The organism is Mesorhizobium sp. WSM4817, from assembly GCF_055811135.1.
In genome coordinates, this window is the sequence record NZ_JBVVQQ010000007.1 from 69496 (window position 1) to 80802 (window position 11307).

At 62.7% G+C, this 11307-nt stretch carries 13 protein-coding genes; 4 read left to right on the forward strand and 9 right to left on the reverse strand.

From position 1 onward, the window contains the following. Window positions 1-29: 29 nt before the first annotated feature. Window positions 30-932 (forward strand): DMT family transporter, encoded by a 903-nt coding sequence (locus AC0L2K_RS12310; protein WP_084833792.1) that lies wholly within the window; start codon window positions 30-32, stop codon window positions 930-932. A gap of 9 nt (window positions 933-941) precedes the next feature. Here AC0L2K_RS12310 and AC0L2K_RS12315 read toward each other — a convergent pair whose 3' ends face one another. The 3 genes from AC0L2K_RS12315 to AC0L2K_RS12325 all read right to left on the reverse strand — a co-directional run bounded on the left by AC0L2K_RS12315 (window position 942) and on the right by AC0L2K_RS12325 (window position 3675). Further along, window positions 942-1745, reverse strand: a complete 804-nt coding sequence (locus AC0L2K_RS12315) for a helix-turn-helix domain-containing protein (RefSeq protein WP_287341848.1) — start codon at window positions 1743-1745, stop codon at window positions 942-944. A gap of 271 nt (window positions 1746-2016) precedes the next feature. Then, window positions 2017-2904: a uracil-DNA glycosylase gene (locus tag AC0L2K_RS12320; protein WP_473531464.1), complete on the reverse strand. Its 888-nt coding sequence runs from the start codon at window positions 2902-2904 to the stop codon at window positions 2017-2019. Between the two features lie 126 nt (window positions 2905-3030). Further along, the gene (locus AC0L2K_RS12325; RefSeq protein ID WP_473531465.1) at window positions 3031-3675 is read right to left on the reverse strand and encodes a hypothetical protein; all 645 of its coding nucleotides are present in this window, start codon (window positions 3673-3675) and stop codon (window positions 3031-3033) included. Window positions 3676-3913: 238 nt separating this feature from the next. Here AC0L2K_RS12325 and AC0L2K_RS12330 point away from each other — a divergent pair, with 238 nt between their 5' ends. Next, on the forward strand, window positions 3914-5593 hold the full coding sequence (locus AC0L2K_RS12330; RefSeq protein WP_473531466.1) for an electron transfer flavoprotein-ubiquinone oxidoreductase: 1680 nt from the start codon (window positions 3914-3916) through the stop codon (window positions 5591-5593). 145 nt (window positions 5594-5738) lie between these two features. After that, window positions 5739-6344, forward strand: coding sequence for a DUF922 domain-containing protein (locus AC0L2K_RS12335; protein WP_128172683.1), 606 nt, complete (start codon window positions 5739-5741; stop codon window positions 6342-6344). 1 nt (window position 6345) lies between these two features. Here the strand turns inward: AC0L2K_RS12335 and AC0L2K_RS12340 are convergent, their stop codons facing one another. The 5 genes from AC0L2K_RS12340 to AC0L2K_RS12360 all read right to left on the reverse strand — a co-directional run bounded on the left by AC0L2K_RS12340 (window position 6346) and on the right by AC0L2K_RS12360 (window position 10039). Beyond that, window positions 6346-7428: an endonuclease/exonuclease/phosphatase family protein gene (locus AC0L2K_RS12340; RefSeq protein WP_473531467.1), complete on the reverse strand. Its 1083-nt coding sequence runs from the start codon at window positions 7426-7428 to the stop codon at window positions 6346-6348. A gap of 88 nt (window positions 7429-7516) precedes the next feature. Next, a complete protein-coding gene (locus AC0L2K_RS12345) occupies window positions 7517-8977 on the reverse strand; it encodes an AMP nucleosidase (RefSeq protein ID WP_236371758.1) in 1461 nt (486 codons plus the stop codon). A gap of 129 nt (window positions 8978-9106) precedes the next feature. Next, a complete protein-coding gene (locus tag AC0L2K_RS12350; RefSeq protein ID WP_128172684.1) occupies window positions 9107-9301 on the reverse strand; it encodes a hypothetical protein in 195 nt (64 codons plus the stop codon). A gap of 36 nt (window positions 9302-9337) precedes the next feature. Next, window positions 9338-9490, reverse strand: coding sequence for a hypothetical protein (locus tag AC0L2K_RS12355; protein ID WP_023800794.1), 153 nt, complete (start codon window positions 9488-9490; stop codon window positions 9338-9340). Window positions 9491-9694: 204 nt separating this feature from the next. Next, window positions 9695-10039 carry a DUF2147 domain-containing protein gene (locus AC0L2K_RS12360; RefSeq protein ID WP_473531468.1) on the reverse strand — a complete coding sequence of 115 codons (345 nt, stop codon included), beginning with the start codon at window positions 10037-10039 and terminating at the stop codon, window positions 9695-9697. Window positions 10040-10501: 462 nt separating this feature from the next. Here AC0L2K_RS12360 and AC0L2K_RS12365 point away from each other — a divergent pair, with 462 nt between their 5' ends. Next, the gene (locus AC0L2K_RS12365; protein ID WP_027152750.1) at window positions 10502-10768 is read left to right on the forward strand and encodes an SEL1-like repeat protein; all 267 of its coding nucleotides are present in this window, start codon (window positions 10502-10504) and stop codon (window positions 10766-10768) included. Between the two features lie 46 nt (window positions 10769-10814). On the opposite strand, the gene AC0L2K_RS12370 is transcribed toward AC0L2K_RS12365, so the two are convergent. Next, window positions 10815-11102 carry a hypothetical protein gene (locus AC0L2K_RS12370; protein ID WP_473531469.1) on the reverse strand — a complete coding sequence of 96 codons (288 nt, stop codon included), beginning with the start codon at window positions 11100-11102 and terminating at the stop codon, window positions 10815-10817. Window positions 11103-11307: the final 205 nt, after the last annotated feature.

Genomic DNA, 11307 nt, shown 5'->3' on the forward strand with positions numbered 1-11307 from the left:
CCGGCGGGCACAACACGCTGACCGGGATCATGCTCAAGATCGTGTCGGTGGCGGTCTTCGTCGCCATGTCGTCCTGCATCAAGGCGGCGGGCACGGTGCCGGCCGGCCAGATCGTCTTCTTCCGCTCGTTCTTCGCCATCTTTCCGATCGTCGTCTTCCTGGCCTTCCAGGGAAAACTTGGCACCGCATTTTCGACCAAGCGCCCGCTCAACCATATTGCGCGCGGCGTTGTCGGCGTCTGCGCCATGGGGCTCGGCTTCTTCGCGCTGATTCGGCTGCCGCTGCCGGAAGCGATCGCGCTGAACTACGCACAGCCGCTGCTGGTGGTGGTGTTCAGTTCGATCTTCCTCGGCGAAGCGATCCGCGTCTATCGCTGGAGCGCGGTTGCGGTCGGACTGGTCGGGGTGCTGGTCATCTCATGGCCGGAACTGACGCTGCTGGGTTCGGGCGCAGCACTCGGCGATCAGGAGGTGCTCGGCGTCATCGCCGCACTGGTCGCGGCAGCGATCTCGGCCGTCGCCATGCTGCTGGTGCGCAACCTCGTCCAGAGCGAGCCGACGGCAACCATCGTGCTGTGGTTTTCGGTGACGGCGAGCCTCCTGGCGTTGCTGTCGCTGCCGTTCGGCTGGCAGGCGCTGACACCGGCGCAGGCGGGCCTGCTCATTGCTGCAGGCTTTTGCGGCGGGCTCGCCCAGATTCTGATGACCGCCGCCTATCGCCATGCCGAGGCCTCGGTCGTGGCGCCTTTCGAATACACGTCGATGCTGCTTGGCATCGTTGTCGGCTATCTCGCCTTCGGCGACGTCCCGACGGTTTATATGCTTATCGGCGGCGTGATCGTCGTTGCCGCCGGCATCTTCATCATCTGGCGCGAGCGGCAACTGGGCCTTGAACGTGCCCGCACCCGCCAGGCGACCCCGCCACAAGGATGATCAGGACGGCTAGGCCCGCTCGTTCGCCAATCGCACCAGCACGGTCCTTGTCTGCTCATCGGCGGGGAAAAACGATTCGATCGCCAGTTCCGACAGCGTCACGTCGAGCGGCGTGCCGAACACGGTGATGGTGCTGATGAACGACAGCACGGCATCGCCATGCGCAAGCCGCAGCGGGTGCACGATCGCGTTCGGCTCGACCGGCAGCGGCCGTGCGCCGTTCAGGCCGGACGGATAGGTCCGAAGCTCGCGCTCCAGTTCGACCAGAACCGGGTCGCCTGAAGCGTCGTTCTGGTGTTTCAGCCGGTCGAGAAGATGCGCGCGCCATTCGGCCAGATTGACGATGCGCGGCGCGACGCCACCCGGGTGCAGGCTGAGCCGCAGCACGTTGACCGGCGGCTTCAGCAAGGAAGGCTCGGCGACGTTGGCGAGGAACGGGCCGATGGCGGCGTTTGCCGACACCAGGTTCCAGTGCCGGTCGACAGCCAGAGCCGGGAAGGGTTCGTGACCCTTGAGCACGATCTCGACCGCCGCCATCGCCGGCGCCAGCGAGGCATCGGTGAGCGGACGCTCGCTGAAGCTGGGGGCAAAGCCTGCGGCCAGCAGGAGCTGGTTGCGCTGCCTCAACGGGATCGACAGCTGCTCGGCCAGATGCAGCACCATGTCGCGCGAGGGTGCCGCGCGGCCGCTTTCCACGAAACTCAGATGCCGCTGCGAGATTTCGGCTTCCATGGCGAGGTCGAGCTGGCTCATGCGCCGGCGCGTGCGCCATTCGCGAATGAGGCTGCCGGCGGAAGTCTGGGTTGCGGTCATGGGCGCATGACTAGGCCGGCCGCAGATGCATTTCAATTACCGGGGAGGTTATAGCGCCGCTCTTCCCTTCTCCCCTTGTGGGAGAAAGTGGCCGAGCGAAGCTCGGTCGGATGAGGGTGTTCCAGCTTGGCGAACACCCTCATCCAAGTCGAGAAGCTGGCGCACGGCGACAGAATCACCAGCGCCTCATTTCTTCCAACACCCCTCAACCGTCTTGGCGCTACGCGCCAATCCACCTTCTCCCACAAGGGGAGAAGGGAAGACGCCCAACTCAACCCAGCGCCCGAAGCTTCGCCTTCACTTCAAGGAAATCCCGCCACGCCAGCTTCTTGTGCGCGGGGGTTCGCAAGAGATACGCCGGATGAAGCGTTGGCATGGCGGGGATGGCAATGCCGGCGGCGGTCGTGTGGACGCGCCAGTTGCCGCGCAGCCGCAGGATGCCCTCTGTGGTGTTGAGAAGGGTGCTTGCCGAGGGGCCGCCCAAATTGACCAGCACCTTCGGATTGACCAGCTCGATCTGCCGTTCGATGAACGGCCGGCAAATCTCGGTCTCGTGCGGCGTCGGCGTGCGGTTGCCCGGCGGCCGCCAGGGAATCACATTGGCGATGTAGGCCGAGGTCCGGTCGAGGCCGATCGCGGCCAGCATCCGGTCGAGCAGCCGGCCCGAGCGGCCGACGAACGGCAATCCCTCGATGTCCTCGTCGCGCCCGGGTGCCTCGCCGACCAGCATCACCGCGGCATTCGGATTGCCATCGGCGAACACCAAGTTCTTGGCGGTGAATTTGAGGTTGCAGCCGTCGAATGCCGCCATGTGCTGGCGAAGTTCGTCCAGGGTTGCCGCCGTCGTCGCCAGGTGTCGCGCCAATGCCGCTTGCTGCTCGTCGGGCACTGTCGCCGTACCGGACGGCGCGCGCACCGCCGGCGCCGCAGCTTGCCTTTCGCCCATTCCGGCGCGTGACAGGCTTGTCGAGCGTGGCAGCGCTGCGTTTTCACCGGTTGGCGGCGTAACTGTCGCTGGCGCCCGCTCAGGCGGCTTTGACGCAGCCTCGGCAAACCTGTTCAGCGGCTCCTCTTCGAGCGCTTCATCGACCCCGGCGCTGGCGTAGAAGGCCAGCAGGTCGGCAATATTAGGTCGGTTGTCTGGGGAAACGGCAGTCATGCTTTCACATTCAGCCGCGCGGCGGGAATTTGCAACATCGTGATTGGCGCGATGCTTCATGATTTCGTCATCCAGGGCCTCAGCGACGTCGCTTCGCTCCTGCTTCGCCCTGGATGACGAAGTGGTTCAGCTCGACGGTATACGCGGATCCTGCACCAGATAGAACGTCCAGCGTGGTGTGTAGTCGGTGATCAGGTAATCGAATTTTGCCGTCTTCAACGGGTCGATCTTGCCGCTCTTGAACAGCAGCCGGTCATAGGGTTCGAAGTCGCGATCGAAATCGGCAAAGCTGCTCGACCAGATGTTGTCAGGCGTCTTGTTGCGCTGGTCGAACGACAGGCCGTCGCCGAACACGCTCGGCCGGTGGAGTATCTCCTGGAGCTCGAACTGGAACTCGACCCAGGCCTGGCCGCTGTTGTTGAGCACGTCGATGCGCATATACATGAGACCGTTGGCAAATTGGCCCGCAGTGCCGAAGGGGTGGATCGGCTTCGTCGTGCGGATCGTCAGTGTCACTGGTGTCGCCGAATTCAACTCTTCGGTGATGACAAGCGGGTCCTCCTTTGTCCCGATGCCCGAGGCGCTGGTGATGCGGAAGCCGCCCAGTTCGTCGGAAAAGGAGTAGGCTCCGGCCACCCAGACCCTTTGCGGCTCGGCGTGGGCGGCAACCGACGCCAGTGGCGAAAGGGCCAAAACGAGCGCCCGGCAAATCCGTCCGGGCGACGAAAAAAAGCGCGTCGATGAAAAGCCGGATGGCCCGTATGTGCGCATGGTGCGAAGTATGGCCGATAAGCAAGCCGTCGAACAATTAAAAAAAATCAGGGCAACGGCTCTCTTTGGACCCGGATCGATGTTGGTGGACCCGCAAATCGCGATTTTGTAGTAAGATGCGCGGCCTTTTTGACGAAATCGGCATTGTCACGTCAGCGCCGGTTTCGCGTCGCGAATTGATGCGCTATGCAGCGGATAAGCCAGAAGATGCGCAAATGCGGCAGCCAGTGAGGGGTTGATGAGCGAGATCGAACGCGAAAGCATGGAATTCGACGTGGTCATCGTCGGCGCCGGTCCGGCCGGCCTCGCTGCCGCTATCCGTCTCAAGCAGGTCAATCCCGAGCTTTCCGTCGTAGTCCTGGAAAAGGGTGGCGAAGTCGGCGCCCACATCCTGTCCGGCGCCGTCGTCGATCCGATCGGCATCGACCGGCTGTTGCCCGGCTGGCGTGACGAGGAGGGACATCCGTTCAAGACGCCGGTCACCGCAGACCATTTCCTGGTCCTCGGCCCCGCCGGTTCGTTCCGTCTGCCCAATATCCTGATGCCGCCGCTGATGAACAACCACGGCAACTACATCGTTTCGCTCGGCAATGTCTGCCGCTGGCTGGCGACCAAGGCCGAGGCGCTGGGCGTCGAGATCTATCCGGGCTTTGCCGCCGTGGACCTCATTTACAGTGGCGAGGGCGCGGTCGCCGGCGTTGTCACCGGCGACATGGGCGTCGAGAAGGATGGCACGCATGGCCCGGGCTTCGCGCCGGGCATGGCGCTGATGGGCAAATATGTGCTGATCGGCGAGGGCGCGCGCGGCTCGCTGGCCAAGCAGTTGGTCGCCAAATACCATCTTTCCGACGGCCGCGAGCCCGGCAAATACGGCATCGGTCTCAAGGAGCTCTGGCAGGTCAAGCCGGAGAACCATCGGCCGGGCCTTGTCCAGCACTCCTTCGGCTGGCCGCTCGACATGAAGACCGGCGGCGGCTCCTTCCTCTACCATCTGGAGGACAACCAGGTGGCGGTCGGCTTCGTCGTCCACCTCAACTACAAGAACCCCTATCTGTCTCCGTTCGACGAGTTCCAGCGCTTCAAGACCCACCCGGCGATCAGGGGCACATTCGAGGGCGGCAAGCGGCTCGGCTATGGCGCCCGTGCCATCACAGAGGGCGGCTGGCAGTCGGTGCCGAAACTGTCCTTCCCTGGCGGCGCGCTGATCGGTTGTGCTGCCGGCTTCGTCAACGTGCCGCGCATCAAGGGCTCGCACAATGCCGTGCTCTCCGGAATGCTGGCGGCCGAGCATGTCACCGAGGCGATCGGCGCCGGCCGCGCCAATGACGAACTGGCTTCCTACGAGGCGGCATGGCGGGCGACCGACATCGGCAAGGATTTGAAGAAGGTGCGCAACGTCAAGCCGTTGTGGTCGCGCTTCGGCACCGTCGTCGGCGTTGGCATCGGCGGCCTCGACATGTGGCTGAATTCGCTGTTCGGGTTCTCGCCTTTCGGCACGCTGAACCACGGCAAGGCCGATTATGCGACGCTTGAACCGGCCGCCAAGCATAAGAAGATCGCCTATCCGAAGCCGGATGGCGTGCTCACCTTCGACCGCCTGTCCTCAGTGTTCCTGTCCAATACCAACCACGAGGAAAACGAGCCTGTCCACCTGCTGGTCGCGGATATGGACCTGCAGCAGCGCTCCGAACACGATGTCTATGCCGGGCCCTCGACACGCTACTGCCCGGCCGGCGTCTACGAATGGGTCGACAAGGATGGCAACGCCGCCGCCGATCCCGCGGCGAAGGACGTGCGCTTCGTCATCAACGCGCAGAACTGCGTCCACTGCAAGACCTGCGACATCAAGGATCCGAACCGAAACATTACCTGGGTGCCGCCACAAGGTGGAGAGGGACCAGTCTACCAAAACATGTAGCCCAGCAAGCCAGAACGGCCCGGCGGCCGTCTCGCCCGTTGACCAAAATGAAAGCGCGTGAAGGCCTATTATATGTGCGGCGTCTAAAAGAAGTTGAAGCGGGGCGGCGCCTGTGGTTCCATTCTTTCTGACCCGGGAGATGACCATGCGCCTGGCGGTTCTGACGTGCCTTGTGGCGATTGGCGGCTTGTGCGGCTTCGCACCGCCGGCATTGGCTGACACGAAGGTGCTGGTCAAGACCCGGACCTACGACATCACTGGAACCACGGGCGCCGCCCTGATCGAGGCCATGGACCGCAACGGTCCGAAGCGGCACGGCTTCATGACGCACGCCATCGCGCTGGCCGCCTATACCGTGGATTGGGACCTTGACGTCACAAGGGAGGGTGGTGTCTGCCGTCTGCGCCAAGCCAATGGCACGCTCGATCTCACCTACACCTTGCCGCGTTTGGCCTCAGCCGCGACGCCGGCGCTGCAGAAGCGCTGGAAGCGGTTTTTCGCGGGCGTTCGTGCTCACGAGCATAACCATGGCCGCATCGCCAGGACAATGATGCGGGCGACCGAGAAATCGATCACTGGACTGGAGTTCGCCGACAACTTGTTTTGCAGCAAGACGCACCGCGAGGCGAGGCGCCGGATCAAGGCCGTCTATGCCGAATACGAGGCGAAACAGAACGCCTTCGACGCGCGCGAGCATCGCGACGGCGGCCATGTCGAGCACCTCATCAGGGCGCTGTTGCGCAAGCAGTAGCTCAGCCTCGGGTCCTGCCGTTCTGTCTCACCGATGCCGTCGCGGTTTCTTGTTCGTCGACCGGCTTCTTCTGTTCCTGCCTGAGCGAGAACTCCACCATCAGCGGAAGATGGTCGGAGCCGGTGTTTTCTAGCCTCGACACCGAATGGATGAGAACCGCGCCCTTGCTGAAAACAAGGTCGATCGGCAGTCCGGCGAAGCGCAGGAATTCCGGCAGCTTGATAGGGAGCCAGGTCGGCCCCGGCGAAGGCGCCACGGTCAGCTTGCCAAGACCTGCGACGCGCCGGACGGCGGCGCTCCACGGCACTGCATTGCAGTCGCATGCCATGATCGATGTCTCGCCGAGCGAGGCGAACTCCCCCGACAATCCGCCGATCTGCCGTGACTGGTTGCGCGGCCATGGCCAGGTGAGGTGCATGGCGGCGACGTCGACGTCGGTCCCGCCGAAATCGACCGTCGCGATGGCCATCGCGTCGCGGCCATCGCAGCGCGGTTGCGTGCCGGCGGCAAACGGCCGTCTGGACAGCAGCGCAACGCCGAATACGCCATTGGGGTAGGGGCAGAGGATCCGGTAAGGGTAGGCGCTGGCAAGATGGCCAAGTTTCGCCTTCCACATGTCGGACACCTCGTCGAGGGTGATCACATCAGGCTGGGTCCGGCCGATCAGCGACAGGACTTTTTCAGGCGTTGAATTGTTGAACCGCAGGTTCATCTGCAGCAGGCGGTAGACCGCTTGGTCACCGGGGTGGATCGGCTGATCACCGGGGTAAACGGGCTGGTAGCCGGCCTCGGCTTCGTAGGCTGCCTGGACCGGCCACAGGCGGGGCACCGACAGGGCGTTGGAGGTGGTGGCAAAGGCAGCCACCGCAAGGAGCAGCGCCGTGGCCGCCTGCAGGCGAAACGAGGTCGCCAGCAGCGGCAGCGCGCAAAGCGCCGTCAGCACGGCAAGATGAACGCGGAAATGAGCGAAGGAATCGAAGACCGGATGCAGCGTTCCGAAAAACCCGGCCACCAGCGCAACCGAGAAGACGAGCATTGTTACGAATGCTGCCGACGCCATCATCATGTTTCGAACGGGTGCCATCCACTTTGCTTATCGGCAGAAATGCAGCCCAAAGCAAGATTACGAAATGCCCTGCCGCGCTGTTACCAGGTTCGCAGGCCGCTCGCTCCTACTGGAACGCGGTCTCCGAAAAGCTTCTGAGCTTGCGCGAATGCAACCGTTCCATCGGCATCTCGGCCAGCTTTTCCATCGCCCTGATGCCGATGGTCAAATGCTGTGCCACTTGCCGCTTGTAGAATTCGGTCGCCATGCCGGGCAGCTTCAATTCGCCGTGCAGCGGTTTGTCGGAGACGCAAAGCAGCGTACCGTAGGGTACGCGGAAGCGGAAGCCATTGGCGGCGATCGTCGCCGACTCCATGTCGAGCGCGATCGCCCGTGACTGCGACAGCCTCTGCACTGGCCCACGCTGGTCGCGCAACTCCCAGTTGCGGTTGTCGATGGTAGCTACTGTGCCGGTCCGCATGATACGCTTGAGGTCGTAGCCGGAAAGGCCGGTGACTTCGGCGACCGCCTCCTGCAGCGCCACCTGGATTTCGGCCAGCGGCGGGATCGGCACCCAGACCGGAAGATCGTCGTCCAGAACATGGTCTTCCCGCACATAGGCGTGCGCCAGCACATAGTCGCCCAGCGCCTGGGTGTTGCGCAGGCCGGCGCAATGGCCGAGCATCACCCAGGCATGCGGCCTGAGCACCGCTATGTGGTCGGTGATCGTCTTGGCGTTGGAGGGGCCGACGCCGATATTGACCATGGTGATGCCGCCATGGTTCGGCTTCTTCAGATGGTAGGCCGGCATCTGCGGCAGGCGCGGCGGCGCCACGCCATGGCTGGGCGCGCTTTGTCCAGCCTTGGTGACGACGTTTCCCGGCTCGACGAATTCGACGTATCCGCCGCCGCCTTTCGCCATCAGATCGTGCGCACGTGCGACGAATTCGTCGATGTAGAACTGGTAGTTGGTGAACAGCACGAAATTCTGGAAATGCTGCGGACTGGTCGCCGTGTAGTGCGACATCCGGTGCAGCGAGTAGTCGATGCGTTGCGCCGTGAACGCCGCCAACGGCCTGGCTTCGCCTAACGCCACTTCGAACGTGCCGTTGGCGATCTGGTCGTCGGTGCCGTCGAGATCCGGCACGTCGAACAGGTCACGGATCGGCCGCCTGATGCGCTCGGCTGCCGCGCCGTCGACATGCGAGCCTTCCAGGAACGCGAAATGCAGCGGGATGGGCGTCGTCGATTCCGAAACCGTGACCGGAACGCCGTGATTGCGCATGATCAGGCGAAGCTGTTCGATGAGATAGCGTTCGAAAAGGGCCGGCTGGGTTATGGTGGTCGAGAAATGCCCGGGCGTCGGCATATGGCCGTAAGCCTGCCGCGAGTCGATCTGGGTGAACGAAGTCGTGGTGACACCGACCTCCGGATAAAAGGCCCGGTAGCGCTTGTTGTTGTCGCCGCCTGCGGCGAGCGCCGTAAACGAATCGCGCAGGAATTTGGTGTTGCGGTCGTAGAGGGCCTGCAAGGCCGCGACGGCCTTTGCTGCATCATTGAAGATCTGCCGGCCAAATGGCTCCGGCATCACGACTGAGTCTATGGCTTGGGGGTAGATTCGCTTTTCCATGACCCAATATAGAGGCTTGGCCACGCGGTTGGGAGGGGGCCGAAGGGTCGTTTTTTGTTTTGAATGGTTTCGATGAAGGCCGATTGCCTAGCCACGCCGCAGGCTGATCAGCAGCACAAAGCCGACGCCGGTCTTCTTCAGCGCCGGCGCTTCGATCGTCGAGCCGGCATCGGCGCGCATCGTCGGCACGGCCAGAACCGGCGCGGCAAGAACCATCAGGATGAGCGTCGCCCGCGGCACTAGCCGAAGGGTCTTGCGGGCGTTGGCGGCGATGCGGTCCATGGTTTTTGCTTTTCTCCTCTCGAAGACTTTGTCGGTTCAGGGGCGAAAATGGTTCACGCAATCGAACCGGCAGGAATTGGCCTGGTCCCAGGAGCGGGCCGGGCGCCCGGCCTCGGCAACGAGGATGGCGAACGCCATGCCGAACAGGCTCATCAGCAGGCAGACGATGGTGAAGCGGCGGGCGAACATGGCGTGGTGTCTCCTTCGACACGCATGAGAATGCCCTGATGCAACTGAACCGGTTCTGATGCCGGCGTTCATCTGCGGTTCAAATTTGGACTGTCAGGGCGCAGATGGCGCAGCCCGGTCGATCGGTCGGTGTCCCAAACACAGAGGCGCGAACAAAAACGGGGCCTTTGCGGCCCCGTTTTCATTGTGCGGCAGTCGAAACGATCAGAGCTTGTGCCAGGTCTGGCTCCTGCAGATCAGCCCGCCGAGCACGCAGCCGCTCATCTTGAGCGAAGCGCCTGAGACCGAGGCCTTGCCCGAATAGGTCTTGTCGGTCTCCGGGTCGGTTATCGTACCCGTGTATTTGTTGGCGCCGGACACCTTGAACGAACCGATGCGCTTGCCGGCAAACTTGCCGGATTTGAGCGTGATGGAAAATGCGTCGCCACCGCCCGTGATGGCGGCGGTCGAACCGGCTTGCGTTTTCCAATTGCCTTCGATCGGGTCGGCCCAGGCGGTGCCGGCTATGATCAATGTGGCCGCGAGGGCCATGCTGATTTTGCGAAACACGTTTCTCCTCCCTGTGGGCATCCGGCCGGGTGTTGCGCCCCGCCGGTCTGCCTCTTACGCAAACGTAAGCTAATCCACCTCCCGACGAAACAAAAGCGGTGCCGCTGCGGAAGACTTCAGGATTTTTCCAGCCGCCCGAAGCGGTCTGGTCGGCGAGAAATGAAACACCGGGCATGCTGGCTTTGTCTTCCGTGGTTAGCGGAGTCTTGATTTGCGCCTCGCAAATTTTCATCAATTTTGGCGCAAACCGGCGCAATTGCTGGCTTTGCATCGTTAATGAATTTCGGCGTTTACCTCTTGTTTTAGCTTTGTTTTCCTCAAATTAAGCACGCCGTTTAACGACGGATTCAAGCCTTCGGTTCATTCTCGAAAGCATCGAAAGAGCGGCCGCCCCAAGGGTTTCCAGGGGACAGAACGAGGCAGCTCTCGGGAGCCTGACAGGGGCTAGAACAGGGGATTGAAATGGCACGTTTTGAAATGCCTGAAGCCGGCTTCGGCGCCATGGGGGCAACTGCCCAGGCCGACATTCTTTTCGAACTGGGCATGATGTATGCGACCGGCCGCGATTGCGAGACCGATGTCGTCGCCGCCCACAAATGGTTCAACATCGCTGCGATCAAGGGCTCGGTCCGGGCCGCGGAACTGCGCTCGGAATTGTCGGCCGCCATGTCGAAAGTCGAGATCGCCAGGGCGCTGCGCGAAGCCCGCGAATGGATGACGATGCACTAAGTCTCACCTGAACTCATCATGTACTGAGATCACCGACAGGGACGCTTCAAGGCCGCGCGAAGACGGCCGGACCGGCAAGAACAAGGCCGCGCAAGACGGCCGGACCAACAAATGACAAGAACGTGGCAGGCCGGATAACGCCCAGCTGCGCGACGACAGGGAAGGCGAGCGGTTCGGTGCGCGCGTGGGAGCGTTCGGGATTGTTCGATCGACAAAGCCGCGACCGGCCGGAACAAGGCAGGCGCGGCTTTTCGCGTTTTCGGACCATGATCCAAAAAGTGGAAGCCGGTTTTTGGAAGAAGATCATGGTCAAACAGAAAGGCGGCAGGCCCAATCGAGTGCCGCCGATGCGCCAAGACAGGCTTGGCGAAGGGTGAAATTCTCCCACCTATTCTGGAAGAGGCGCGGCCGGAGCCGCCCCCCCCCAGTGGGGGAGTTTTTTAGCCAAGAAAAAATTTGGGTTTTTTGGTGGCGGCCAAATAGGGCGGGGGGTTTGTGGCGCCGGTTGCGTGGGCCCAAACAAAACCATTTTGGTTGTG